At 36.5% G+C, this 26826-nt stretch carries 30 protein-coding genes; 19 read left to right on the forward strand and 11 right to left on the reverse strand.

What is annotated here, in order from left to right:
• Nucleotides 1-9: 9 nt before the first annotated feature.
• The 6 genes from FBT53_RS16075 (at nucleotide 10) to FBT53_RS06525 (ending at nucleotide 4602) form a co-directional block, all read left to right on the forward strand.
• Nucleotides 10-177 (forward strand): hypothetical protein, encoded by a 168-nt coding sequence (locus FBT53_RS16075; protein WP_169630325.1) that lies wholly within the window; start codon nucleotides 10-12, stop codon nucleotides 175-177.
• Between the two features lie 558 nt (nucleotides 178-735).
• Nucleotides 736-1497 (forward strand): AraC family transcriptional regulator, encoded by a 762-nt coding sequence (locus FBT53_RS06505; protein ID WP_169630326.1) that lies wholly within the window; start codon nucleotides 736-738, stop codon nucleotides 1495-1497.
• Nucleotides 1498-1583: 86 nt separating this feature from the next.
• Nucleotides 1584-2009: a nuclear transport factor 2 family protein gene (locus FBT53_RS06510; RefSeq protein ID WP_136950357.1), complete on the forward strand. Its 426-nt coding sequence runs from the start codon at nucleotides 1584-1586 to the stop codon at nucleotides 2007-2009.
• Nucleotides 2010-2101: 92 nt separating this feature from the next.
• Nucleotides 2102-3217 (forward strand): serine hydrolase, encoded by a 1116-nt coding sequence (locus FBT53_RS06515; RefSeq protein ID WP_205729024.1) that lies wholly within the window; start codon nucleotides 2102-2104, stop codon nucleotides 3215-3217.
• Nucleotides 3218-3390: 173 nt separating this feature from the next.
• Entirely contained in the window at nucleotides 3391-3837 is a 447-nt protein-coding gene (locus tag FBT53_RS06520; protein ID WP_136950358.1) for a nucleoside 2-deoxyribosyltransferase, read from the forward strand.
• Between the two features lie 399 nt (nucleotides 3838-4236).
• The gene (locus tag FBT53_RS06525) at nucleotides 4237-4602 is read left to right on the forward strand and encodes a GNAT family N-acetyltransferase (RefSeq protein ID WP_255578246.1); all 366 of its coding nucleotides are present in this window, start codon (nucleotides 4237-4239) and stop codon (nucleotides 4600-4602) included.
• Nucleotides 4603-4738: 136 nt separating this feature from the next.
• Here the strand turns inward: FBT53_RS06525 and FBT53_RS16080 are convergent, their stop codons facing one another.
• Nucleotides 4739-4915 carry a hypothetical protein gene (locus FBT53_RS16080; RefSeq protein WP_169630327.1) on the reverse strand — a complete coding sequence of 59 codons (177 nt, stop codon included), beginning with the start codon at nucleotides 4913-4915 and terminating at the stop codon, nucleotides 4739-4741.
• Nucleotides 4916-5103: 188 nt separating this feature from the next.
• Nucleotides 5104-5814 (reverse strand): sulfite exporter TauE/SafE family protein, encoded by a 711-nt coding sequence (locus FBT53_RS06530; RefSeq protein WP_136950605.1) that lies wholly within the window; start codon nucleotides 5812-5814, stop codon nucleotides 5104-5106.
• Between the two features lie 115 nt (nucleotides 5815-5929).
• Between FBT53_RS06530 and FBT53_RS06535 the strand changes: the two genes are divergently transcribed.
• The gene (locus FBT53_RS06535) at nucleotides 5930-7714 is read left to right on the forward strand and encodes a sodium:solute symporter family protein (RefSeq protein ID WP_136950360.1); all 1785 of its coding nucleotides are present in this window, start codon (nucleotides 5930-5932) and stop codon (nucleotides 7712-7714) included.
• A 2-nt stretch (nucleotides 7715-7716) separates the two neighbouring features.
• On the opposite strand, the gene FBT53_RS06540 is transcribed toward FBT53_RS06535, so the two are convergent.
• Entirely contained in the window at nucleotides 7717-8307 is a 591-nt protein-coding gene (locus FBT53_RS06540) for a riboflavin synthase (protein WP_136950361.1), read from the reverse strand.
• Between the two features lie 58 nt (nucleotides 8308-8365).
• Between FBT53_RS06540 and pdxA the strand changes: the two genes are divergently transcribed.
• From pdxA to FBT53_RS06580, 8 genes are all read left to right on the forward strand, one after another.
• Entirely contained in the window at nucleotides 8366-9427 is a 1062-nt protein-coding gene (gene pdxA / locus FBT53_RS06545; RefSeq protein ID WP_136950362.1) for a 4-hydroxythreonine-4-phosphate dehydrogenase PdxA, read from the forward strand.
• 83 nt (nucleotides 9428-9510) lie between these two features.
• Complete coding sequence (locus FBT53_RS06550) at nucleotides 9511-10053, forward strand: DUF177 domain-containing protein (protein ID WP_136950363.1); 543 nt, start codon at nucleotides 9511-9513, stop codon at nucleotides 10051-10053.
• Nucleotides 10054-10059: 6 nt separating this feature from the next.
• Entirely contained in the window at nucleotides 10060-10260 is a 201-nt protein-coding gene (gene rpmF, locus FBT53_RS06555; protein ID WP_136950364.1) for a 50S ribosomal protein L32, read from the forward strand.
• Nucleotides 10261-10433: 173 nt separating this feature from the next.
• A complete protein-coding gene (locus FBT53_RS06560) occupies nucleotides 10434-11429 on the forward strand; it encodes a beta-ketoacyl-ACP synthase III (RefSeq protein WP_136950365.1) in 996 nt (331 codons plus the stop codon).
• A 26-nt stretch (nucleotides 11430-11455) separates the two neighbouring features.
• Nucleotides 11456-11944 (forward strand): acetyl-CoA carboxylase biotin carboxyl carrier protein, encoded by a 489-nt coding sequence (gene accB, locus FBT53_RS06565; RefSeq protein WP_136950366.1) that lies wholly within the window; start codon nucleotides 11456-11458, stop codon nucleotides 11942-11944.
• Between the two features lie 92 nt (nucleotides 11945-12036).
• Nucleotides 12037-13389, forward strand: coding sequence for an acetyl-CoA carboxylase biotin carboxylase subunit (gene accC, locus FBT53_RS06570; protein ID WP_136950367.1), 1353 nt, complete (start codon nucleotides 12037-12039; stop codon nucleotides 13387-13389).
• A 31-nt stretch (nucleotides 13390-13420) separates the two neighbouring features.
• Nucleotides 13421-14533, forward strand: coding sequence for an FAD-binding oxidoreductase (locus FBT53_RS06575; protein ID WP_136950368.1), 1113 nt, complete (start codon nucleotides 13421-13423; stop codon nucleotides 14531-14533).
• A 10-nt stretch (nucleotides 14534-14543) separates the two neighbouring features.
• The gene (locus tag FBT53_RS06580; protein ID WP_317171149.1) at nucleotides 14544-14987 is read left to right on the forward strand and encodes a 3-oxoacyl-ACP synthase; all 444 of its coding nucleotides are present in this window, start codon (nucleotides 14544-14546) and stop codon (nucleotides 14985-14987) included.
• 175 nt (nucleotides 14988-15162) lie between these two features.
• On the opposite strand, the gene arfB is transcribed toward FBT53_RS06580, so the two are convergent.
• The 7 genes from arfB to FBT53_RS06615 all read right to left on the reverse strand — a co-directional run bounded on the left by arfB (nucleotide 15163) and on the right by FBT53_RS06615 (nucleotide 22335).
• Nucleotides 15163-15567, reverse strand: coding sequence for an alternative ribosome rescue aminoacyl-tRNA hydrolase ArfB (arfB, locus tag FBT53_RS06585; RefSeq protein WP_136950370.1), 405 nt, complete (start codon nucleotides 15565-15567; stop codon nucleotides 15163-15165).
• Entirely contained in the window at nucleotides 15545-16546 is a 1002-nt protein-coding gene (locus FBT53_RS06590; protein WP_136950371.1) for an ABC transporter ATP-binding protein, read from the reverse strand. The genes arfB and FBT53_RS06590 overlap by 23 nt, the downstream gene beginning before the upstream one ends.
• Before the next feature lie 58 nt (nucleotides 16547-16604).
• The gene (locus FBT53_RS06595; protein WP_136950372.1) at nucleotides 16605-18758 is read right to left on the reverse strand and encodes a prolyl oligopeptidase family protein; all 2154 of its coding nucleotides are present in this window, start codon (nucleotides 18756-18758) and stop codon (nucleotides 16605-16607) included.
• 150 nt (nucleotides 18759-18908) lie between these two features.
• On the reverse strand, nucleotides 18909-19898 hold the full coding sequence (locus FBT53_RS06600) for an aspartate-semialdehyde dehydrogenase (RefSeq protein ID WP_136950373.1): 990 nt from the start codon (nucleotides 19896-19898) through the stop codon (nucleotides 18909-18911).
• A gap of 218 nt (nucleotides 19899-20116) precedes the next feature.
• Complete coding sequence (gene mscL, locus FBT53_RS06605) at nucleotides 20117-20518, reverse strand: large-conductance mechanosensitive channel protein MscL (protein ID WP_136950374.1); 402 nt, start codon at nucleotides 20516-20518, stop codon at nucleotides 20117-20119.
• A 76-nt stretch (nucleotides 20519-20594) separates the two neighbouring features.
• Nucleotides 20595-21701: an alanine racemase gene (gene alr, locus FBT53_RS06610; protein WP_136950375.1), complete on the reverse strand. Its 1107-nt coding sequence runs from the start codon at nucleotides 21699-21701 to the stop codon at nucleotides 20595-20597.
• Nucleotides 21694-22335, reverse strand: a complete 642-nt coding sequence (locus FBT53_RS06615) for a thymidine kinase (RefSeq protein ID WP_136950376.1) — start codon at nucleotides 22333-22335, stop codon at nucleotides 21694-21696. The genes alr and FBT53_RS06615 overlap by 8 nt, the downstream gene beginning before the upstream one ends.
• A 155-nt stretch (nucleotides 22336-22490) precedes the next feature.
• Between FBT53_RS06615 and FBT53_RS06620 the strand changes: the two genes are divergently transcribed.
• Nucleotides 22491-23171, forward strand: a complete 681-nt coding sequence (locus FBT53_RS06620) for a hypothetical protein (protein WP_136950377.1) — start codon at nucleotides 22491-22493, stop codon at nucleotides 23169-23171.
• 63 nt (nucleotides 23172-23234) lie between these two features.
• On the forward strand, nucleotides 23235-23906 hold the full coding sequence (gene rsmI, locus FBT53_RS06625) for a 16S rRNA (cytidine(1402)-2'-O)-methyltransferase (RefSeq protein ID WP_136950378.1): 672 nt from the start codon (nucleotides 23235-23237) through the stop codon (nucleotides 23904-23906).
• A gap of 115 nt (nucleotides 23907-24021) precedes the next feature.
• Here rsmI and FBT53_RS06630 read toward each other — a convergent pair whose 3' ends face one another.
• Nucleotides 24022-24624, reverse strand: a complete 603-nt coding sequence (locus FBT53_RS06630; RefSeq protein WP_136950379.1) for a carboxymuconolactone decarboxylase family protein — start codon at nucleotides 24622-24624, stop codon at nucleotides 24022-24024.
• A gap of 58 nt (nucleotides 24625-24682) precedes the next feature.
• On the opposite strand from FBT53_RS06630, the gene FBT53_RS06635 reads away from it, so the two are divergent.
• Nucleotides 24683-25111 (forward strand): OsmC family protein, encoded by a 429-nt coding sequence (locus FBT53_RS06635; protein ID WP_136950380.1) that lies wholly within the window; start codon nucleotides 24683-24685, stop codon nucleotides 25109-25111.
• A gap of 24 nt (nucleotides 25112-25135) precedes the next feature.
• Nucleotides 25136-26824 carry a single-stranded-DNA-specific exonuclease RecJ gene (gene recJ, locus FBT53_RS06640; protein WP_136950381.1) on the forward strand — a complete coding sequence of 563 codons (1689 nt, stop codon included), beginning with the start codon at nucleotides 25136-25138 and terminating at the stop codon, nucleotides 26822-26824.
• The last annotated feature ends 2 nt before the right edge of the window (nucleotides 26825-26826 follow it).

Consider the following 26826-nt stretch of genomic DNA (forward strand, 5'->3'; position numbering starts at 1 on the left):
AAAAAAAGGATGCCAAAAATAGAGATAAGCGGAGATAAAGATGAGTTGAAAAGGATTTCGATTTTCCTAAGCAACAACAATATAAATCATATTCTAAATGACGATTTGAAAGGCGTGATTACTGAAGATAAGATTGAAGAATACTGGAAAGATATAATAAAACCAAAAGTTCAATAAAACGATCTTTTGATTACGGCGGAAAATCCTCTCGGATTCAACCCAACAAGCCATACACGAACCATTGAGAGCTCAGAACAAGAATTTATTGTATGGAAAGATAGCGTAGGCTAATCCTTGGGATTTATAATTTTAGCAACAAGACCAAGTACAAGAACTTGTAAAAGATGGATAGCCTTGCCTATTTCACCGTCCTTTATACTAAGATAAAATAATGAGACCCTATTTTTGCAGTAATTTTAGAATGTGCATTAGTAATAATAAATATTTTAATCATAAGACGGCAGTTTGAATTTTGATAATCAAATACTTATATTTTTTAGTGCTTTAGGCGCATTTAACGGATTAATTGTTAGCATATATTTTTTTATAATTGCAAGACAACAACAATACCCAAATTACTTTTTATCCTTCTTACTATTAATGGTAACCATCCGGGTTACCAAGTCTATTTTCTTCTATTTTAATCCGCAATTGTCAACTATCTTCCTGCAATTAGGCATATCAGCCTGTATATTAATAGGCCCATTGTTGTACATGTATTTAAAGAGTATGTACATGATTAAAAAACCTCGTTGGCATATTCACTGCATACCTTTTTTAGTAATAATTATTGTTGTTGGGACTATTTGGCCTTACACAGCGTATAGCGAATATTGGAGTAAATGGGTGATGAAAGCAATCTACTTGCAGTGGTTTATTTATCTGGCTACTTCTTTCAAATTTATTAAACCTATTCTTAAAAATTATAAAGCCTTAAAGGGGTTATCCAGGACAGATTTATGGTGTTTAAGTGTCTATTTTGGAATCACCTTTATTTGGTTAGCGTATATTTTTGGAGCGTATACTTCCTATATTGTAGGGGCTATTTCATTTACATTTATACTCTATATCATTGGCTTACTATTAGCGTTAAACGTGAGTAAGACTTTGTTGTTTTTTAAACAAAAAGAGAAATACAATAACAAAACAATAACACAAGAAAAAGCTAGAGAAATTGAAAATTCCATCTCAATCCTTATAGATAAGGAGTTATTTTTAAAACCAAACATTACACTGAGTGAGTTTGCTAGTGGCATTAAAATAACAAAACATACCTTAAGTCAATATCTTAATGAACAGAAAGGAAAATCTTTTAATAGGTTTATAAATGAATTAAGGGTGGAGAAGGCTAAAGAATATCTTGTAGTTAAACATAATTATACCATGGAAAGTATAGGTTATGATAGTGGATTTAATTCTAAATCTACATTCTTTAAAGCCTTTAAAAAAGTAACAGGGCTAACCCCCTTGGAGTATCAAAAGAGGAATGCCAGATAGTGTAATTTTATAAAAACGTACTATCAATTTATCTATTGCCACCTTAGAATTAGCGTGGTTAGTGAAATTTGAGAAAAATTTTAATTATGAGAACTACGTTAATTCTTTTACTGGTATTTCTTCAGTACAACTCCTTTGCACAAGGAGATACTTCCTTGTCTGAAATTGAAAAAATAAACAGAACTATCTTTCTTTATATTGATGGAACTGCCAATGGCGAACCAGAAAAAGTAAAACAGGCCTTTCATCCAGATTTTAATCTCTATTCCGTTACTGAACAAGATAGTTTACAAGTTTGGAGGGGCGAGGATTATATTAGTAAAATTAAAATCGGGGAAAAATCAAAAAGAATTGGACGAGTTATTTCTATTGATTTTGAACATAATACAGCAATCGCTAAGGCAGAGATTGTTATACCAAACTTTAGAATCTTTACCGATTACTTTTTACTCCTAAAATATAAAGGTTCGTGGAAAATTATACATAAGAGTTACACTTATAGAGATTTCTAACTCTAAACTATTTAAAAAGGTTAATCAAAAAATTTAATTATAGATACCTGTTTACTATGGGCTTACGCCTTTATGTAATTTCCTTAAAAATGATGAAACACACTGTATTGGTTGTATTGGTTGCAATAGTAGGTTGTACCAAAAAGCCAGATAAAAGAATGGAATTTAAAGCGTTGATTGATAGTGCCATGGTAAAAATGGTAAATAAACCTTTAATCAATTCTGGTTCTATTGCAATTTATCATAAGGGTAAAGCGTATATAGGCCATTATGGCGAATTAGAAAAAGGCAAGTTAAAACCGCCTTCTGATGAAACTATTTATGAAATTGGTTCTCTAAGTAAAGTGCTTACAGGAACACTTATAGCAAATGCTGTTTTAGAAAATAAATTAAGTATAGAAGATGAAGTTGTTACGTATTTAGATAAAGAATACCCAAAACTAGTAGAGCAAACCCCCCCGATAAAATTAAAGCATTTGTTAACGCATTCTAGCGGCTTACCTAACATGCTGCCTTTAGAGTTAAATCCTGTTCTAGAAGATTTTCTTAATCATGAAACTCCATTAAGGATAAATAAGATTTTGAGTAATTACAACAAGACCCATTTTCTAGAAGACCTTTATTTAATTAAGACAGATATAAACCCAGGCCTTCAATACTCCTATTCCAGTATGGGAACAGAATTAACTGCGCATATCTTGGAGAAAGAATACCAAACTACCTATGAAGATTTGTTGGTCACTTTTCTTACTGATGAAATCGGGATGAACAGCACTAAAATTAGCCTTAAGAAAGATGAGCTGCGCCATTTGGCAGTTGGGTACCATACAGATAATAGAAATATAGCTCCAGTAATGCCAAGACTACCGTGGGGAGCATCTGGTAATGTTAAATCCACCGTGGTTGATATGATGAAATTTATAAAATTTCAATTGAAGAATAATTCGGTGGTAAAAGAATCTCACAAATCTTTGGTGCAATTTGATAACGAGTTTGGACTCTCCTATTTTTGGAATATAAATTCTTCTGATAAAAAGTTAGGAACCTATTATTTTCATCATGGAGGTGTACCTAGGTCTCAATGTTACATCTATGTTATTCCTAAGCATGATTTAGCCGCGTTTATTATCACAAATCAGAGCGGTAAAGATACCAGTGGAAAAATGGAAGAAGCACTTAAAGAAATATTTGATGGTTTAATAAATTAGGCTTTCCCTTTTTAGTATTTAATAGTTTACAACGTAGCATTCATAATCGTAAATAATAAGCTCTCATTTTTTGGCTTATTTAGAAGGTATTTTATTCCATAAAGGCTTTCGTTTTTAATGACGGTACACCTTAATTTAGCAGTCAATATATGGTTTAACAAACTTATAAAGCATTGAAGACACTATATTTTGCTGGTCCACTCTTTAATAAAGCGGAAAGAGAATTTAATAGTTACCTATGTAGCCAGATAGAGAACCTTGATTTTAATGTCTTTTTACCGCAAAGAGACGGAGCGGAGTTAGACAAGTCTCCTTATCAAGAGATGACACCATCACAGCGTAATACAGCTATTTTTAATTTGGATGTAGAACAAGTATCTAGAGCCGATGTGTTTTTGTTTGTTTTAGATGGAAGGGTGCCAGATGAAGGTGCATGTTTTGAACTGGGCATGGCTTATAACCAAAAGGTTCAAAATAATTCGGACAAAATTATACTTGGGCTTCTTACAGACATGAGAGCAGCTTTTATTGACTCTAAATTAAATGCTATGTTGGCCGGCGCTTTTGATATGGTTTTTAATCAAGAAAAAGATTTGATAGACTATTTAAAAAAATTATAGAGGTAAATGTATCGGTAGCCTTCCTCGCTACCTGCAATTTATAATTCATAAAAATATTGCCAGTAGCATTAATTCTACATACTACAGTGGATGGACTGGATGCGGTGGACAATGCTTTTATTTTGGTCTAATGCTTACTAGTAAAAAAAACTTTCCAACTAAACATCTCTGATGGAAAAAGGCAGGGGGTAACCCTGTTCTAAGTTTGATTCCAATGAACAATAAGTCTCATAGTTTAAAATAGTTTTAACTAAACAATATTTAGACATTTATATTTTAGGAATTCTATTTTTACCAAAAGCCACTAAAGAAATCATGATTGTTAAAAGTAATGTAGTAAAAGAATAAGATACCATATTAGAGATTATTAACGATGCATCCATCGCCTATAAAGGTATCATTCCAGAAGACAGGTGGAAAGAACCTTATATGTCTAAAGGGGAACTAGAAGCGCAAATTAAAGAGGGTGTTAAATTTTATAATTACCAAAACGAAAGTGAAATTCTGGGCGTAATGGGTATTCAGCTAATGGAAGATGTTACGCTAATTAGACATGCCTATGTAAGGACAGTAGCTAGACAAAAAGGTATTGGGGGTAAGTTATTGCATCACTTAATACAAATGGCCAAAACACCTGTTTTAATTGGCACTTGGAAGGATGTATCTTGGGCAATTCGGTTTTACGAAAAACATGGTTTTAGCAGGGTGCCAGAGGTAGAAAAAAATAGATTACTTAAAAAATACTGGACAGTGCCAAGTAGGTAAATTGAAACGTCTACCGTTTTGGCAAGCAAAGATTGGGCAAATTACTAGACGCAAATGCAAACCTACATTACTAAATAAAAACCCCTTTGCATTGGCAAAGGGGCTTTACTTTTTCGTTTTAGCTATCACGAAAGGGTTATAATTGTGCTAGACCTTGGTCTAGTTCTGGTACAAGTTTTAAAACGCTATGGGTTATTTCTTTTCTAATTTCCGTTCCATAACCGTTTAAAAAAGCAAAGGTTAAGATAGAAAATGCAATTAAGCAGGCTCCAATAATTATTCTTAGGTGTTCATTTTTTGGATTGGCAGACATACCTTTGTTGTTTGTTAAATAAATCTAAAAATAATTATTTACTTAACAAAACTTTAGCAAAAATAAATAGTTATAGAAGATACCTGCCAAGGAATAAAAAAGTTTCAGGCACAGGTCTAGATTACTCCTTTTTTAGCCTTATTAGTTGGATTAAGCTATGTTATTAATAGAAGAAGAAAGTAAACAAATTATCTTAGTAAAATTGCAATTGCACCAATGGCAGTCACAATTAGTATAAATCTACGGTAATGTTTTTCCTGAATTATTTTTACCAGCCGTATACCCAAAAACATGCCTAAAAAAATGGCCGGTAATAGCTTTAAATCAATAATTAAACTTTCCCAAGAAATAGTTTTCCAAATAAAAATGTGAAAAGGCAATTTAAAAGCATTCGTAATCAGAAATAGCCAAGCTGCAGTGCCTACAAATTCGTTTTTAGGCAATCTCATTGCTAGGAAAAAGATATTGCTAAATGCACCAGCGAGATTACCAATCATGGTACAAATACCAGCTAGAATACCAACACCCCCCGCAAAAGTCCAATGTTTTGGTACACTTTTAGATTTACGTCTATCCCAATAAAGTAATATAGCCAGGCTAAGAAAAATGACAAAAACCATCCCAATCTTAAACTGTCGTTCAGGTAAATCCTTCCCAACTAATACCCCAATAAGTATTCCTGCAATCATCCACGGTAAAAACTGTAAAATGTATTTCCATTGTGTATGCCTGTTGTAATAGATAACCGCAATAATATCGCCCACCAATAGCAAAGGCATTAAAATTCCTGTAGATTCTTTTGCGCCAAAGGCAAGCGCTAAAAGTGTTACATTAAAGATAGAAAGGCCTTTTAAACCAGCTTTAGAAACACCAAGCAAGAATATAGATGTATAAGCCATTACCCATGCAGATAAGGCTATCGTAGCTGTTGTTGATGTTGGTTCCAATTGCGTTGGGCGATTTAAGGCTAAAGGTATTTTAAAAAATTCTATATTTAGCTAAAACCAACTTACAATGCAACTCACCACCTTGGATTATAGCCTTATAGTGGGCTTCTTTGCCATCGTCTTATTTATTGGCGTTTATGTTTCAAAATCCTCTGGCAAGAATACAACAGAATATTTTTTGTCTGGTAGAAACATGCCGTGGTGGCTGTTAGGTTTTTCCATGGTGGCAACTACATTTTCTACAGATACTCCAAACTTGGTTACAGATTTTGTGAGAACAGATGGGGTTTCTGGCAACTGGGGATGGTGGGCATTTTTACTTACAGGCTTACTAACTGTTTTTGTTTACGCCAAACTTTGGCGCAAGTCTAATGTTAAAACAGATATGGAATTCTATGCCATCCGTTATGGAGGTAAACCTGCTAAGTTTCTAAGAGCGTTTAGAGCGCTTTATTTGGGTATAGTTTTTAACGTTATGGCTATGGCAGCCGTTTCTTTAGCAGCAATTAAGATTGGGCAGGTGATGTTGGGGTTAAGCCCAGAAATTACCGTAATAGTTGCAGGTACCATTACAGTTTTATTTAGTGCGATAGGAGGATTTAAAGGCGTTATTTATACAGATTTTGTATTGTTTTTTGTTGCTATGATAGGTGCTATTGGTGCAGCATTCTATTTGGTGAACTTGCCAGAAGTAGGGGGTCTGTCAACTATTTTACAAAATAATTTAGTGCAAGAGAAAATGTCTATTTTACCAGATTTTACTAACACAGAAATGGTGATTACGGTACTGATAATTCCATTGGCGGTACAATGGTGGAGCGCATGGTATCCTGGGGGTGAGCCAGGGGGTGGAGGGTATATTGCTCAGCGTATGTTGGCTGCAAAAAATGAAAATCATGCCGTTGGAGCTACATTCTTTTTTAATATTCTACATTATGCTTTGCGTCCGTGGCCTTGGATATTAGTGGCATTAGCTTCATTAGTGGTATTTCCAGATTTAGAGAGTATAAAACAAGCCTTTCCTAATATAGAAGAAAGTAAATTGGGGCATGATTTGGCCTATTCTGCCATGCTTACCAAATTACCATCCGGATTGTTAGGTATTGTTTTGGCCTCTTTAGGCGCAGCATATATGTCTACTATTTCTACACATTTAAATTGGGGTTCCTCTTACGTTGTAAACGATTTTTATAAGCAACAAGTTAACCCAGAAGCTAGCGAGAAAGAATTAGTATTTGTTGGTAGAATTACTACTGTTGTTTTAATGGTGTTAAGCGCACTTTTTGCCTTAGCTTTAACCAATGCCACGCAACTTTTTGACATCATTATTATGTTTGGTGCCGGGACAGGGCTCATTTTTATATTAAGATGGTTTTGGTGGCGAATCAATGCTTGGAGCGAGATTGTTGCCATGTTTTTCTCTGGAGTAATTTCCATAGTTTTTTGGCAATTAGAAGAACCACTATTTTTAGCCGATGACGCTATTTTTCCTGTTTGGAGTAAATTTTTGTTGGTGGTGTTATTAACTACCCTAGTATGGTTGGCAATTACATTCTTAACCAAACCAGAAGACCTTCAAGTTCTAAAAGCTTTTTATCAACGTACGCAGCCTGGAGGTCCTGGCTGGAAAAAAATCCGGGCAGAGGTAGGAATAACAGAAAATATAAAATGGTCAGTTCCGTCTGGGATTTTGGCCATGTTAGTCAGCTCCTTGTTGGTGTATGGTTGTCTGTTTGCTACAGGAAATTGGATTTACGGTTACTATGAGCTAGCAAGTATTTTAACAAGTGTGGTAATTATCGCTGCTGTTCTCTTAAAAAAGATCTGGAGCGGTATGAAGGATGTATTCTAACTCTAATCTCTTAACTCCAATAAACGTGCAACGTATTTACCAATAACATCAAACTCCAAGTTTACTTGCGTCCCCACGGTATACGTGTGGAAGCAAGTATGCTCATGAGTATAAGGGATTATGGCTACGCTAAAACTATCTTTCTTAGAGTTGACAACCGTCAAACTAACCCCGTCTACGGTAATAGAACCTTTTTCTATGGTTACATTGGTTTTGGCTGGGTCGTAGCTAAATGTATATTCCCAGCTGCCATCTTTCTCAGAAACGGCAGTACATACAGCGGTTTGATCTACATGGCCTTGAACAATATGCCCATCTAGTCTAGTATTCATCAACATAGCTCGTTCTAGATTTACCTTTTTACCAACTTCTAAAGTGCCAAGATTTGTTTTTTGTAGCGTTTCTTCAATTGCTGTTACGGTATAAGTTTCATCCGTTAAAGAAACAACTGTTAAGCAAACTCCATTATGAGAAACACTTTGGTCAATTTTAAGTTCTGAGACCAGAGAAGAATCAACCGTAATATGCAAATTACCTCCTTCTTTCTCCAATCCAGTGATGGTACCTAAGGTTTCTATAATCCCAGTAAACATGTCTTTTTAAATTTAGCTAGCTTTGTAATTGTAAAAATAAGTATAGTAAAGCGTAATTATGAGTGAAGCTGCAAAAATTAAGCTAGGAATTTCAATTGGCGATATTAATGGTATTGGGTGCGAGGTTGCCCTAAAATCATTTTTAGACCCAAGAATGCTAGATTTTTGCACTCCTATCTTATATGCATCTAATAAGGTAATATCAGAGCAGAAAAAAAGGCTACAGTTAGATATTTCCTTTCAAGGTATTTCTAACGCAGAAAAAGCGCAGGATGGCAAAATAAACGTTTGTAATGTTTGGAAAGAACAACCTAGACTTCAATTTGGTAAGGCTACGGAAGACGGTGGCACGTATGCTATAAAATCGTTAAGGGCAGCTACAAAGGCATTAAAAAACGGCGAAATAGATGTGCTGGTTACGGCGCCTATCAACAAGAACAATATACAAGCAGAGGATTTTAAATTTCCAGGTCATACAGATTTTTTAGCTCAGGAACTAGGAGGTAATAGTCTAATGTTTATGGTGACAGAGGATATTAAGGTAGGCCTATTAACAGATCATATAGCCGTTAAAGAAGTGGCTAATGAGATTACTACTAAATTAGTGCGAGATAAGGTTTTTACGATGATGAAGTCTTTAAGGGAAGATTTTGCAATAAGAAAACCTAAAATAGCTTTGCTGGGTATAAACCCACACAGTGGTGACAACGGCACTATTGGTGATGAGGATGATAAAATTATGAAGCCAGCCATTGAATCTCTTTTTAATGAAGGGCATTTAGTCTACGGACCGTATGCTGCAGACAGTTTTTTTGGTAGTAAAGCTCACGAAAGTTTTGATGCTGTAATAGCAGCCTATCACGATCAAGGATTAATACCTTTTAAAACACTTGCCTTTGGCAAAGGAGTTAATTTTACTGCCGGATTGTCTAAAGTACGTACAAGTCCTGACCATGGAACGGCTTATGAAATTGCAGGGAAAGGCCAAGCAGATCCAAGTTCTTTTACAGAAGCAATTTTTATGGCGCTTAAAATTTTTAGGAACAGACAGGAGTTTACAGAACTGACAGAAAATCCGCTTAAAAAGCATCATCCTAAAAAAAGAACAAAAACGCAATAAATGTTAATATTTATTGGGTATATGTAAATAAATAGTATCTTTGCACCCGCCTTAAGGGCTGGTACACAAACATTAAGTGTAAAATGAAGCAGACGAAAGCATTTTATATTCCATTTGCGGGATTAAAATTAGGTAAGCACACGTTTGAGTACAATGTTGATAATAAGTTCTTTGAGTCTTTTGGTTATCAAGAGTTTAATGATGCTGATATTGCTATTACAGCAGAGCTCAACAAAATGAACACCATGATGGAGTTCCAGTTTGATGCAAAAGGTACGGTAAATGTTAATTGTGACGTTACTAATGAACCTTTTAATCAACAGATTGATGCAACAATGCATTTGGTGGTGAAGTTTGGAGAAGAATTTAATGATGAAGATGATGAAATTCTAATCTTACCTCACGGAGAACACCAAGTGAATATAGCACAATACTTGTATGAAATGTTGGTGTTAGCAGTGCCTCAAAAAAGAGTGCACCCGGGTGTAGAAGACGGCACATTAGATTCTCCAATGCTAGACAAGCTAGAGGAGTTGCAACCAAAGATAGAAGAGAATACAATAAAAAAAGAAGACAATACCGACCCAAGATGGGACGGACTTAAAAAGTTATTAACGGATAAATAGGTAACAATGGCACATCCTAAGAGAAAAATATCGAAAACGAGAAGGGATAAAAGGAGAACCCACTACAAAGCTACCATGCCAACAATTGCTCAAGATAGTGTAACTGGTGAAATGCACCTTTACCACAGAGCGCACTGGCACGAGGGTAAATTGTACTATCGTGGAAAAGTACTTATAGATAAGACAGAAGAAGAAACTGCTGCATAAGTACACGGTATTAAGAATAAACGACTCCCGGAATGTTAAAATTGCGGGAGTTTTTTTATGGATATACTTTAAAGGTCATCTAACTTAATTTTAGCGAGGAATGTCATAAAAAATGAGTAATTTTCGCCAAAATTGAGGCTTTTTTGGCCTTTTTTGTTAAAAACGACTTAAAAATGGGTAAAACTACAGCAGCCATAACCGCTGTGGGGGCATATGTTCCCGATCATATTTTAACCAACAAAATGTTGGAGTCCATGGTAGAGACCAATGACGAATGGATTACCACCAGAACGGGGATTAAAGAACGTAGAATACTAAAAGAAGAAGGAAAGGGGACATCTTTTATGGCCATTAAGGCTGCGGAAGACTTAATCAACAAATCTAATTTAGACCCTAAAGAGATAGATATGGTGTTGGTAGCTACGGCTACTCCAGATTTACAAGTGGCAGCTACTGCAGCTTATGTTGCGTCAGAAATTGGTGCAGAAAATGCTTTTGCTTACGATTTACAAGCGGCTTGTTCTAGTTTTCTGTACGGAATGTCTACCGCATCTAGCTATATAGAATCTGGTCGTTACAAAAAGATACTTTTAATTGGAGCAGATAAAATGTCTTCCATTATAGATTATACAGATCGTGCAACTTGTATCATTTTTGGTGATGGTGCAGGAGCTGTGTTATTTGAGCCCAACCAAGAAAGTCTTGGTTTGCAAGATGAATACTTGCGTTCTGATGGTATTGGTAGAAACTTCCTAAAAATAGACGCAGGTGGTTCTATTTTACCTGCCAATGAAGAAACGGTAAAAAACAAACAGCATTACGTATTCCAAGACGGTAAAACGGTTTTTAAGTTTGCGGTATCTAATATGGCAGATGTATCTGCTAAAATTATGGAACGTAACAATCTTACGGAGCAAGATGTACAATGGTTAGTACCACACCAAGCTAACAAACGTATTATAGATGCTACAGCTAATAGAATGGGGGTAAGCTCAGAAAAAGTAATGATGAATATTCAACGTTATGGTAATACTACCTCTGCCACGCTTCCACTATTATTGGCAGATTATGAAAAACAACTAAAAAAAGGAGATAATCTAGTATTCGCTGCTTTTGGTGGTGGTTTTACTTGGGGTTCCATTTACCTAAAATGGGCATACAATTCTTAATTTAGAACTAAATAAATCAATTATAAATGGATATTAAGGAAATTCAGAGTCTAATCAAATTTGTAGCCAAATCTGGTGCAAGTGAAGTTAAGCTAGAGATGGAGGATATTAAAATCACCATCAGAACAGGCTCACAAGGTTCTGGTGGGGAGACCACTATCGTTCAACAAATTCCTATGGCACAAGCACCAATGGCAGCTGCTCCAGCAGCTCCAGCGCCAGCACAAGCACAAACTCCTGCGGCAGAGGCTCCAAAGGCAGAGGACGATTCCAAATATATTACCATTAAGTCCCCTATCATAGGTACTTTCTACAGAAAACCCTCTCCAGATAAACCTGCTTTTGTAGAAGTAGGCAAGGATATCAAGGTTGGCGATGTATTGTGTGTTATAGAGGCTATGAAGCTTTTTAATGACATTGAATCAGAAGTATCTGGTAAAATTGTTAAGATTTTAGTGGACGATTCTTCTCCAGTAGAATTTGATCAACCATTGTTCTTGGTAGATCCTAGTTAATAAAAATTCTAATGTTCAATCCCTAAAAGTTGGGGGCAAATCTTTGTTGCTTTAGCACAAGGTTGGCGAGTTGAATTTTTAAACAAAGAATTATGTTCAAGAAAATATTGATTGCCAATAGGGGAGAAATTGCACTTAGAGTTATCCGTACTTGTAAAGAGATGGGTATTAAAACAGTAGCAGTTTATTCTAAGGCAGATGAAGAAAGCTTGCACGTTCGTTTTGCGGACGAGGCTGTATGTATAGGTCCCGCGCCTAGTTCGGAGTCTTACCTAAAAATTCCGAACATTATTGCTGCTGCGGAAATTACCAATGCAGATGCTATACATCCAGGTTACGGATTCTTATCAGAAAACTCTAAATTCTCTAAGATTTGTGCTGAGCACGATATAAAATTCATTGGAGCTTCTGGAGAACAGATAGATAAGATGGGAGATAAGGCTACCGCTAAAGAAACTATGAAAAAAGCTGGCGTACCTACGGTACCTGGTTCAGAAGGTCTTTTAAAAGATGTAGCCCATGCCAAAAAGGAAGCCGGGAAAATGGGGTATCCTGTGATGATTAAAGCTACTGCAGGTGGTGGCGGTAAGGGAATGCGTGCCATTTGGTCAGAGGAAGAAATGGAGAAGAACTTTGAAAGTGCTGTAAACGAAGCCAAAGCTGCTTTTGGTAACGGTGGTATGTACATGGAGAAGTTGATAGAAGAACCCCGCCATATAGAAATACAGGTAGTGGGTGATCAGTATGGAAAAGCATGCCATTTATCAGAAAGAGATTGTTCTGTACAACGTAGACACCAGAAATTAACGGAAGAAACACCTTCTCCGTTTATGACGGATAAGTTAAGAGATGATATGGGGGCTGCAGCCGTAAAAGCCGCAGAATACATTAAATATGAGGGTGCAGGTACGGTAGAATTTTTGGTAGACAAGCACAGAAACTTCTACTTTATGGAGATGAACACGCGTATACAGGTAGAGCACCCTATTACAGAACAAGTTATAGATTACGATTTAATTCGCGAACAAATACTTGTAGCAGCGGGTGTGCCAATTTCTGGTAAAAACTATATGCCAAAATTACATTCTATAGAATGTAGAATTAATGCGGAAGACCCGTTTAATGACTTTAGACCGTCTCCGGGTAAGATTACAACATTACATACGCCTGGAGGGCATGGAGTACGTCTAGATACGCATGTGTATAGTGGGTACATAATTCCACCAAATTATGATTCTATGATTGCTAAATTAATTACCACTGCCCAAACAAGGGAAGAGGCTATTAATAAAATGCGTAGAGCTCTAGATGAGTTTGTGATAGAAGGTGTGAAAACTACAATCCCCTTCCATAGACAATTAATGGATCATCCAGATTATTTGGCGGGAAATTATACCACCAAATTTATGGAAGATTTTACCATGGAAGACAAGTATAAAGATTAGTATATTGCCCCCGTTAATTCGGGGGTTTTTTATGGAATTTAGTTACTGGGAAAAAAAGCAATGGTTTACCCAAATAGATGTGGCTATTAAAGGTAGTGGTATTGTTGAACTTAGCACAGCTATTTATATAAAAAAGAACCATCCAGAATACAAAATTTTAATTTTAGAAAGAGGAGTTTTGCCCCAAGGCGCTAGTACCAAAAATGCTGGCTTTGCTTGTTTTGGGAGCATTTCTGAGCTTTTATCAGATTTAAATAATCATACTCCAGAAGAAATCTATTCTTTAGTAGAGCAGCGTTATAATGGCATTCAGCAATTACGTGGATTAGTGGGCGATAAAACCCTTGATTTTCAAGTTCACGGCGGACATGAAGTTTTTTTAGAGAAAGACATACATGTTTATGAAGAATGTAAAGAAAAAATGGGATTCTTTAATGAACTTCTACATCCTATCTTTAATAAAGATGTTTTTAGACTAATGCCAAATACCTACAAGTTTGCCTCTGTTTTATCTAATTATATTACACATATAGAAGAGGGTCAAATTAATACAGGAGCAATGCTTTATGGATTATTAAAAAAGGCGCAATCCATGGGCATTCAAATGGTAAATGGTATAGAAGTTCTCCAGATAGAAGACCAAACTAATCAAGTAAACATTGAGACCAATCTTAATTGCTTTACTGCTGCTAAAATTTGTGTAACAACAAACGGGTTTGCATCTCAATTGTTAAAGTTAGATGTAAAACCTGCACGGGCTCAGGTATTAATTACCCAGCCAATACATCAACTACCAATTCAAGGTACCTTTCATTTAGAACAGGGGTATTATTATTTTAGAAATATAGATAATCGAATACTTTTGGGGGGTGGTAGAAACTTGGACATAGCTGGTGAAACCACAACAGCATTTGGGAAAACAGCTGTCATTCAGGAGCAATTAGAACAATTATTAAAACACACAATTCTACCCAATAAGGAGGTTATTATTGACCATAGATGGAGTGGAATTATGGGGGTAGGGCAACAAAAAAAACCTATTATAAAGGCTGTGAGTCCCAATGTGTACTGTGGTGTGCGAATGGGCGGTATGGGTATTGCTATTGGGGCCGCTGTAGGTAAAGAATTGGCAAATTTAATTTAGGTTGATGGGTATGAAGGAACAAGTATATCAATTTGCAGTAAATTTTGTAGACCAAAAAATAAGCGGTTTACAGCTTGCTTTACAAGATATTGTACAAGCTTTAACTTCAGAAACTAAAAGTACAGCAGGGGACAAGCACGAAACAGGACGAGCCATGTTACAATTAGAAAGAGAAAAACTAGGTAAACAATTGGCAGAAGTAGAAAAAATGAAATTGGTCTTGCAAAAGGTTAATCCTAACATCCCCTCAGAAAAAGTTGCATTAGGGGCCTTGGTAGCTACACAAACTTGCTATTACTATATTTCTATTTCTGCGGGTAAGTTTATAGGTTTAGAAAAGCCAACGTATTGTATTTCAGCAGCCACTCCTATTGCTCAATTACTTCTTGGAAAGAAGGCAATGGATAGTTTTACTTTTAATAATATTGATAACACTATCCTAGCTGTTTTTTAACGCTTGATTTACCTTTTGGTAAACTATCTACTGATGCAAAACTGTAATTTTAAAACATCAATAAGTTGATAGAATTATCCTACAAAACACAGTGTATCTAAAGCAATATTTAATGCTAAGATTATAAAGTGATGTACTGGTTATAAGGACTACAGTTTTAGGAATATTTATTTTTTCATTCTATATTCGGCCGCTTGCGAAGTTCCTTTTTCCAAGCGGTCTTTTTCTTGCTATTAATTCGCTTTTCTTTAGCGGCTCTAGTGGGTCTAGTGGCTTTTCTCTTTTTAGGAATGTACAATGCACCTTGTAATAAGGTGAACAGCTTTGCAGTAACTATTTCTTTGTTCTTATGCTGGCTACGTGTATCTTCTGCTTGAAGAATTAATATGTTTTCCTTTGAAAGTTTTGGACCTAGTTTAGAGATGATTCTTTCTTTCTCCACCTCAGATAATCCTTGGGATTCCATAATGTTAAAATAGACTTCTACCTTGGTGGCTACTTTGTTAACGTTTTGCCCGCCAGCACCGCTACTTCTTGCAGCCTTGTATTGTAATTCTTTAAGAATAATAGTCTTTAGCATGGGTCTTGGATATACGCTCGGCTAAGGATTTTGCCGTTGCTTTTAAAAATACATTGGTCCCTGGTATGATTGCATTTTTATGTAAAAACCAGACCGGTAAATCAGTTTCATGGTAGGCTTTAATTAAATAATGACTCCCTTTAAAAAAAGATTCTTCTACCTTAACATTAAAAGGTGAATTTTGAGTAATTGTCAATTCGTGTGGATACACAATAATGGGTCTATCTATATAATAACCAGGATTTAAAAAATAGAGCGGAATTTTATTAGCCTCACCAAACAAATTGGCAGTATATAAATCTTTTGGATTGTTATAAACACTTTTTGTAGGTCCAAAGTCTATCAGTTTACCCTCTTTTAAGACCAATGTTAACCAAGCAAAAGGTAAAATATCGTCAGGATCATGAGTTGCATTAATAACAGTAATCCCTTTTTCTTTTAAATAAGGAAAAAGCAATTGTTTTAAGCCATTTTTCTTAAACTGGTCTATACTACTAAAAGGCTCATCTAATAACAAAATTTTTGGTTCTTGGGCTAAAGCCTTGGCAATAGCTACTCGTTGTTGTTGACCGCCACTAAGGTTTTTAACTTTAACTTTTGCAAATGGCAACAGCTGCATTACTTCCAAGAGCTCGTATATACGGGCTGCATGGCTCTCTTGGTCAAAAACGGATAAGTGTTCACCAATATTCTCTTCTACAGTGGTAAATGGCATTAAATCCAGGTCTTGAGATACATATTTCATGTAATTCTCTCCTGGAATTAAATTAAAGTTAGGCCCTAGAACTTTTTTATTATTCCAAGACACCTCACCACCTTGCAATTGTAATAAGCCGTAAATGGCTTTAAGTAGCGTACTTTTACCAGAACCGCTTTCACCTATTAATGCCAAATGGCTACCATTAGGCAATTGAAAAGAGATATCTTTTAGAATAAGCTTATCCGCATAAGCAAAAGAAATGTTTTGTACCTGCAGCATAGTTGTTTATAGTAAGCATTTTAGGCCTATAAAACAAGTTTAGAAGCCTATTAAAGTACTAGTTTTTAAATTCTTTTAATACAGCTTGGTTAGGCAACGCATCATATCCCATATTAAATAGTGTAAAACCAAAAATATCTGCGTATTGTTCTATGGTTTTACTAACTGGAGTGCCTGCTCCGTGCCCAGCATTAGTCTCAATACGAATTAATGTAGGATTATTGCCAGCTTGTTTAGCCTGTAACTCCGCTGCAAATTTAAAACTGTGGGCTGGTACCACGCGGTCATCATGGTCACCTGTGGTCACCAAGGTTGCGGGGTAATTAGTCTCTGGTTTTACATTATGTACAGGGGAATAGCCTTTTAAATACTCAAACATTTCTTTATTGTCTTCCGCAGTACCATAATCATACGCCCAACCAGCCCCAGCGGTAAATGTATGATAACGTAACATATCTAAAACACCTACGGCAGGTAATGCAACTTGCATTAAATCTGGTCTTTGGGTCATAGTGGCACCTACTAATAGTCCTCCATTAGAACCACCACGTATGGCCAAAAATTCTTTAGATGTATATTTATTTTCTATTAAGTATTCTGCAGCAGCAATAAAATCATCAAATACATTTTGTTTTTGCAACTTGGTACCTGCATTGTGCCATTTTTTACCATATTCACCACCGCCTCTTAAGTTAGGTACAGCATAAACTCCACCCTGCTCCATCCAAACGGCATTGGCAATACTAAAAGATGGAGTTAGGCTAATATTAAAGCCACCGTAACCATAAAGTATTGTTGGATTTTTACCATTTAATTCTAAGCCTTTCTTATAAGTGATAATCATTGGGACTTTGGTGCCATCTTTAGAGGTATAAAAGACTTGAGTAGACTCGTAATCAGACGGATTAAAATCTATTTCTGGTTTCCAATACTGCTCATACGCTCCGGTATCAACATTGTATTTGTAAGATGAGCCAGGAGTATTATAATTAGTAAAGGAAAAGTAAAATTCTTTGTCTTCATCTTTACCGCCAAAACCACCAGCACTACCCACGCCAGGGAGTTTAACCTCTCGGATTAATTTTCCATCATAGTTATACTGGTAAACTTTTGATATAGCATCTACCATGTACTCTGTAAAGAAATAACCACCACCTTTACCAGCAGTCAATACATTTTCTGTTTCTGGAATCACGTCTTTCCAGTTTTCTGGGGTAGGGTTAGCTACACTGGCAACCACAATTTTTTTGTTTGGCGCTTCTAGATTCGTCACCATCCAAATTTGGTCACCTTCATTATCAATCACGTAAGTATCAGAGTCGGTATGGTCTAAAAGGGTAACTAAAGGGCTGTTTGCTTTAGTTAAATCTTTCATGAATAATTTATTGCCAGAAGTAGATACAGAAGCAGAAATGAACAAGAAGCGTTCATCTTCTGATACACGACCACCTACATATCTGTGCTTTTCCGTAGCGGTACCACCAAAAATCACTTCGTCTTCTGCCTGTGGAGTTCCCAATTTATGGTAATATAATTTATGCTGGTCAGTTTTTGCAGATAACTCACTACCTTTTGGCTTGTCATAACTAGAATAGAAAAAACCTTCGTTCCCTTTCCAAGAAATACCAGAAAATTTAATATCTACCAAGGTGTCTTCTACCTGTTGCATGGTTTCTGTGTTGATGATAATAGCCTTACGCCAATCACTACCTCCTTCAGAAATTAAATAGCCAGCTAAAGAACCGTCTTCCGTAAAACTTAGCCCCATCAAAGAGGTGGTGCCATCTTCTGAAAATTTGTTTGGATCTAAGAACACCTCTTCTTTACCGTCTTCTTTTTTACGGTACACTACATATTGGTTCTGTAAACCGTCATTTTTATAAAAATAGGTGTAATCCCCTTCTTTAAACGGGGAACCCAGTTTCTCATAATTCCATAGTTTCTCCAAACGATTTTTTAAATCGGTACGGAACGGAATTTTATCTAAATAACCGAATGTGGTTTTATTTTGAGATTTAACCCATGCCTCCGTTTCTGGACTCCTATCATCTTCCAACCAGCGGTACGGGTCTTTTACGGTTTCTCCAAAGTATGTATCTACGGTATCTACTTTATTGGTGGCAGGATAATTCACAACAATAGGTTCTTTTTTAGGTTCTTGCTTACAAGCAATAAAGGTACCTATTGCCAGCAAAAAGGATAGTTTTTTCATGGTTTTTATGAGATTAGTCTAGCTAAAAATACCATGAAAAGGTTTGTATTCTGTATAATGCACAATGGTGTTAACTTTTTTTAACTAAAAATGCATCCTTACAGGTGCAAGGATGCATTTATAAATTTTGGCAACTGTAGTAAATAATCTTTACACTAGGGCATTAGCTACCAAATATTCTGCAATTTGTACCGCATTAGTTGCCGCTCCTTTACGTAGATTATCTGCAACAATCCACATGTTTAAAGTATTGGGTTGTGTTTCATCTCTTCGCATACGACCTACAAAAACCTCATCCTTGTCATGCGCGTATATAGGCATAGGATAACTGTTGGTCTCTGGATTGTCTTGTACTATTATTCCTGGTGTGTTGCTTAAAATCTCTTTAACTTCATTTAAGTCAAAATCGTTTCTAAACTCAACATTTACACTTTCTGAATGTCCGCCAGCGGTAGGTATACGTACTGCAGTAGCGGTAATACTAAAGGTTCTATCGTCCAATATTTTTTGGGGCTCACGAGCCAATTTCATTTCCTCTTTAGTATAGCCGTTTTCCATAAAAACATCACAATGTGGCAAAGCATTTTTATGGATAGGATACGGGTATGCCATTTCACCTTTAATACCTGTTGCTTCATTTTCCATCTGCTCCACCGCTTTAACTCCAGTACCAGAAACGGATTGATAGGTAGAGACAATAACACGTTTCATCCCATATTTTTTATGTAGAGGGTTCAAAGCCATAACTAACTGTATAGTAGAACAGTTAGGATTAGCAATGATTTTATCTTCTGTAGTTAACACGTCTGCATTAATTTCTGGAACTACTAGTTTTTTATCTGGGTCCATACGCCATGCAGAGGAGTTGTCTACCACAGTAGTACCAACAGCGGCAAACTTAGGAGCCCATTCTAAAGAGGTTTCTCCACCTGCAGAAAATATAGCGATATCTGGTTTAGCCTCTACAGCGGTCTGCAGACCAATAACGGTGTGTTCTTCGCCCTTAAAAGTTAATTTTTTACCCACAGAACGTTCAGATGCTACTAAGAGTAATTCATTTATAGGGAAATTACGTTCTGCTAGTACTTTTAACATCACTTCGCCCACCATGCCAGTGGCGCCAACAACTGCTACTTTCATTGTTTTACGATTTATGCAGTACAAAGGTAGGCTACCTTTAGATGTAAACAAGCAATCTGAGCGGAATAATTTAAAAAACAACAAAAAGTTATAAATATAACAATTAGAATAATATTAAAAAAAACCACTTAGTTGTCAGCGATAACAACTAAGTGGCTTTAAATTTAATTAAGTGATGTAGCGGTTAGCCCACCTGCAAAGCAGTGTAGGTTACGTACTTATTTTTTAAGCGCATCTCTAATTTCCATTAACAAGTCTTTTTCAGACGGTCCTGGATCTGGAGCTGGAGCCTCTTCTTCTTTCTTTTTCATCTTGTTAACACCCTTTACAATCATAAACATTACAAATGCTACAATAATAAAGTCGATAACATTAGTTAAGAATTCACCATAAAGAACAGCAACTTCACCTACTTTTTCACCAGCATCATTCATGGCACCTTCCTTAACGATGTATTTTAAATCTTTGAAATCGGCATTGAAAATTAAACCGATAAGTGGGGAAACAATTCCACCTGTGAAAGAAGCAACTACTTTGTTAAAAGCAGCACCCATAACGAAACCTACAGCGATATCCACAAGGTTTCCTTTCATTGCAAAGTCCTTAAATTCCTTAAGCATTTTTATAGTTTAACAGGTTAATAGTGGCGCAATTTACAAAATTGGCAAATATTAATAAAATTTTAACAAACTAAATTTAGTCAATGATTTTACGTGTTACCCTAGCTGCAATGCCGGTCAGTAATTCGTAGGAGATAGTTTTTGCTGTAGTAGCTACCGTATTTGCAGAAAGCGCTGGTCCAAAGAGAGTTACCTCATCACCTTCTTGGCAATGAATATTAGACACATTAATCATAATCATGTCCATGCAGGTGTTGCCAATAATTGGTGCCAATTGACCATTAACCAGCACAAATGTTTGGCCTCCGCCGTATTGTCTACTAATACCATCTGCATGCCCAAGAGGAAGTGTGGCTGTTCTTACCGTTTTATCTGTGGTAAAAGAACGATTGTACCCTACGCTATCACCAGGCTTAATTATATGTATTTGAGAGATGACTGTTTTAAGGGTAGCTACGGGTTGTAATTCTGCATCATATTTAGCCTCATTGCCATAACCATATAGTCCTATGCCGCTGCGCACCATATCAAAATGGGCTCCAGGATAATTAAAAATCCCAGAAGTGTTGCACATATGTCGCTTGGGAGTATAACCCAAAACACTAGTGGTTTGGTCAACAAAGGCATTAAAAGCTTTAATTTGTTCTTGACTAAACACTTTTTCTTCTAAATCTTCTGAGGCTGCTAGGTGAGAGAATACGGACGCTATTTTAATAGCTTTTGTTTGTTTTGCCATTGCTAATCCTTCTGGTGCATCGCTCTGCGAAAACCCTAACCGATTTAATCCTGTATTAAATTTAAAGTGAACAGGGTAGGCTGTTTGTTGTTTTTCTTCGGCAAGTGCTATAAAAGCTTTTGCAATCCTAAGAGAATACAAATTAGGTTCTAAGCAACGTTCAATTAACACCTCTAGATTACCAATTTGTGGGTGTAGTACCAAAATTGGTAATTGTACACCAGCATCTCTTAACAATACCCCTTCTTTAGCATAAGCTACCGCTAAATAATCCGCACCAAGCGCTTCTAACTTTTTTGCAATGGCAACCATATCACTACCATAAGCAAAGGCTTTGACCACCCCTAAAAATTTAGTGCTTTTAGAAAGTTTAGATTTTAAATAGTTAAAATTATGGGCAAGCGCACCAAGGTCTATGACCAAAGTAGTTTCTGTAATTTTATGCATTCCCCTTTGGCTTGTTCTTTAACTCTTCCACATTTACATCTATTTTCTTAACGCGTTCTTTAAGCATTGCCTTATAAAAAGCACCTCTACTTAAAGGTTCATATTCTTCTACCTCCCCTAAAAGAACCAGTTTGTCATCATTAGATTTTCTAAAGCTATAATTAGCCAAATTACCTGTCCTTGTGCAAACCGCATGTACCTTGGTTACGTATTCTGCCGTAGCCATAAGGGCTGGCATAGGGCCAAACGGATTGCCTTTAAAATCCATATCTAAACCGGCAACTACTACCCGTATACCTTTATTGGCTAAATCATTACAAACGGTAACTATTTCGTCATCAAAAAATTGAGCCTCATCAATACCAACAACATCACACCCATCTGCCAGTAGTCTTATATTAGCAGCCGCAGGTACCGGAGTGCTTCTAATTTCATTAGCGTCATGAGAAACTACCATTTCCTCATCATAGCGAGTATCTACCTGAGGTTTAAATATTTCTACTTTCTGTTTGGCAAACTGCGCACGCTTTAACCTGCGAATCAGTTCTTCCGTTTTTCCAGAAAACATAGAACCACAGATAACCTCTATCCATCCAAACTGTTCTTTATGGTTTACGGTGTTTTCAAGAAACATGTTGTATTTTTAATGCTTACTATTGTTTGCCATTAGAAAGGCAAGAGGAGCAAAGCTACTAAATATTTTAGCCTAAATCTACGTTAAAATTTAACCTTTTGTTTTTAATGGATAAGCATTTTTGGTAGTATTTTTATGTTTAAAGTTGTCGCGCCATGAAAAGAAAGTTAAGGGAGGAGCTTATTAAGCTATCTACGGACATCCTTACTTCTAGAGAAGATAAGGAGTTAATAGAATTGTATGATACAGCCAAACAATTGTTTGAAAAGCTGGCGGTGCTTAAATTTATAGAGGAAAACTTAACAGAAGTTGAGGTAGACGTATCTAAAAATGCCATTGCAAATAGGTTTGAATCCATGGCAAATGCGGTCTTGAGCGATAATAAGCAGGTGCCAGAGAACAATCCGCACCAAGAAGATATTATTACTCCAGGTATGGATACCATAAAGGATATGGTCTCAGAAATGCCTAACGAAGCTTTAGAATACATTTTTGGAGACTTTATTGCCAAGCCAGAAATGATGAAGAATGAAAAGGAAATCCTAGCGCCAGAAACGGCTCCAGCGGAGACTATACTACAGCAGAAATCTTTAAATGATAGAGTCAGTAAAGAATTTCAGATAGGTTTAAATGATCGTTTGGCTTTTGTTAAAAACTTGTTTGATGGCAGTATGGAAGACTATAGCCGAGTAATTAGCCAATTAAACACAATTGATAGTTTGGAGCGCTCTATAGCATTTATAGACGCTATGGTAAAACCAGAATACTATAATTGGGAAGGCAAGGAGGAATACGAAACCAGGTTTAAAGCTATTATTGAAAGACGATTTGCCTAGTAAAACGTAAATAAAATACCAAGTAACCGATTGTTCTTACAATCGGTTTTTTTAATTAAGACAATGGGAAAATTGTTTTTGGTGCCTACGCCGATAGGCAATTTAGAAGATATGACTTTTAGAGCGATAAAAGTTTTAAATAGCGTAGATTTAATCTTGGCAGAAGATACCCGTACAAGCGGTAAATTATTAGCTCATTTTGATGTAGAAACACCAATGCAGAGTCACCATATGCATAATGAGCATAAAACGGTAGAAAACATAGTAAAACGATTAAAAGGGGGAGAGCAAATAGCACTTATTTCTGATGCAGGTACCCCAGCAATCTCTGACCCAGGATTTTTACTTACACGTGCTTGTTTAGAGCAAGAAATAGCGGTAGAATGTTTACCAGGCGCCACCGCTTTTGTACCTGCTCTGGTGAACAGTGGTTTGCCTAATGACAAATTTGTTTTTGAAGGTTTCTTGCCAGTTAAAAAAGGAAGGCAAACACGTCTACAGCTACTAGCAGAAGAAACTAGGACTATTATTTTTTATGAAAGTCCGCACAAGTTGCTTAAAACTTTGGCGCAGTTTGCTGAATTTTTTGGTCCGGATAGGCCAGTATCCGTTTCTAGAGAATTAACAAAAATGTACGAAGAAACGGTCAGAGGTACAGTCACCGAAGTACTGGAACACTTTAATACCCATGCCCCTAAGGGCGAATTTGTTTTAGTTGTAGGGGGTAAAAAGTAAGGTTGGCTGTGTATTTTTACAGTTCAACCAACCATTACTTTTAAAACTTTTAATCCTTTTTAAGGATGAAAAATTAAGCCTATAACGTTATTAACAATGTGGAGTAATTCCATGTCTAGTACGTACTGCCATCATGTTTTCCTTTTTCCCAACCATATTTGCCTAAATATTGGTCAGCACTTTGCACAGCACCGTCTTCAATATCCGTACCCATAGAGTCGTTCCATCGGTTTAAATACCCAAAAAGAGAAATAACACCTAGCATTTCTACAATTTCACCATCGTTCCAATGCTGGTGTAAACGCTCTTTAAGTTCAGCATTAACGGTATTGGGCACTTGAGATGCTGCTAATGAAAAATCTAAAGCCGCACGTTCAGCTTCAGAAAATGCTGGGTGTGTGCGGTACTCCCAAATATTATCTAATTGTTCTTGTTCCGCACCATAACGTTCTGCAGCTCTAATAGCATGTGCTTGGCAATAACGGCACCCTGTAGCATTACTACTTACCCAAGCAATCATTCGTTTTAATGCAGAGGTAACACGCCCTTGGTTTTCCATAACCGCCATATTTAGGTTAATAAAAGCTTTGGAAATAGCAGGTCTATGTTGCATGGTTAAAACAGAATTGGGGCAAAATCCTAGTGTTTCGTTAAAAAACTGTGCCAATTCTTGTGTTTCCTTGTCGTGGTCTGGGTGTAAAGGGTTAACTAATGCCATTTTTGAGAATATTAAGTTTAGTTGCAGTATTTTTATTCTCTACAAGAAACGAAAACTTATGGCAAATACAAATCATATTTCTACTACATGGTTGGGCAACATGCAATTTGAAAGCACCAATCCTTCTGGTAAAACCGTAACTATAGATGCTTCTCCAGATGATGGAGGGCAAGGAGATGGTCTAAGACCTAAAGCTCTAATGCTTTCTGGTTTAGCGGGTTGTTCTGGCTTAGATGTGGCTTCTCTTATTAAAAAGATGAAGTTGAACGTAGATAAATTTCATATTGAAACCATTGCGAATTTAACAGAAGAGCATCCAAAGTATTATGACAAGGTGGTCATAGAATACCACTTTCATGGGGATGATTTAAACGAGGCCAAATTACAACGTGCTGTAGATTTATCTGTAGAAAAATACTGTGGTGTTATGGAAATGTTTAGAAAGTTTGCCGATTTAGAAATCAAGACCCTTTTTCATACCAATTAATACCACCATTACTAGAATTTTTCTATGCGTTGGACTCTAAAACCTAAACCCTTAGATGAAGATATTCAGAGGCTCTCTACAGCATTAAATGTAGATAGCCTTATTGCACAGTTGTTACTGCAAAGAGGTATTTCTAGTTTTGAAGAAGCCAAAAAGTTTTTTAGACCAGAGCTAGCAGATTTGCATGACCCTTTTTTAATGCAAGATATGGACAAGGCTGTGGCTCGGATACAAAAAGCAATGGCGAATGGAGAAAATATTTTGGTTTATGGGGATTATGATGTAGACGGAACAACTGCTGTTGCATTATTATTTTCTTATTTGTTGGTGAATTACCCTAACGTAGCCACCTACATACCAGACCGCTATAACGAGGGTTACGGGGTATCTTATCAAGGAATTGACTTTGCAGAGGACAATGATTTCACGCTAATAATAGCTCTGGATTGTGGTATTAAAGCCATAGAAAAAGTAGCTTATGCTAAGGAAAAAGGTATTGATTTTATTATTTGTGACCACCACCGTCCAGGAGAAACTATACCAGAGGCTGCTGCTGTGCTAGACCCTAAACGTAATGATTGTAATTACCCGTATAAAGAACTCTGTGGGTGTGGTGTAGGATTTAAGTTGATACAGGCTCTAGCAGCTACTGAGGGTTTTGGTATAGAAACGTTAACGCCCTATTTAGATTTGGTAGCGACCGCTATTGCCGCAGATATTGTTCCTATAACAGGTGAAAATAGGGTATTGGCGTATTACGGATTGCAAGTGATAAATGCGGCTCCTAGGATAGGAATCAAGGCAATCATTAATCAATTAAAAAAGACTACCCTCACCATAACAGATGTTGTCTTTGTTATTGCACCACGCATAAATGCTGCTGGTAGAATGAAGCACGGACAACACGCTGTAAATCTGTTAACAGCAAACAACTATCAGCAAGCAGAACAATTTGCTAAGGAGATAGAAGAATTTAATACCAATAGAAAAGGTTTAGACCGGGAGATAACAGTAGAGGCCTTACAGCAAATAGAAGAACTTAAAGAGGAAGATAAATTTACCTCAGTGGTTTATCAAGAACATTGGCACAAAGGAGTAATTGGCATTGTGGCCTCTCGTTTAACAGAAACTTTTTACAGACCAACTTTGGTATTTACCAAAAGCGGAAATAAACTGGCGGCGTCTGCGCGTTCGGTAAAAGGGTTTGATGTTTATAATGCCCTAGAGGCTTGTGCAGATTGCATAGAACAGTTTGGCGGACACAAATATGCGGCAGGGTTGACACTCTCAGAGGAGCAATACCCAACTTTTAAGCAAAAGTTTGAGACTGTAGTGTCTAACACAATAGATGCTAAGTTGCTAACGCCAGAATTACAGATAGACGCAGCCATAGACCTTTACCAAATAACACCCAAACTTATGCGAATTTTAAAGCAGTTTGCACCTTTTGGTCCCGGCAATATGACTCCTGTTTTTATGACAGAAAAAGTTAAAGATACCGGATATGCTAAAGGCGTAGGCCAAGATGAAGCTCACTTGAAATTTTCAGTAAATCAGAATGGTTCCACCCCTATTGGTGGTATTGGTTTTAACTTAGGGAAAAAGCTACCGTTGTTAAAAAATAATAATTCCGTTGCCATTGCTTACTCCATAGACGAAAATGAATGGAATGGTGTCGTAAGTTTACAGCTAAAATTAAAGGACCTTAAATAACC

Source organism: Flavobacterium sp. ASW18X (assembly GCF_005144745.1).
Lineage (GTDB): Bacteria > Bacteroidota > Bacteroidia > Flavobacteriales > Flavobacteriaceae > Croceivirga.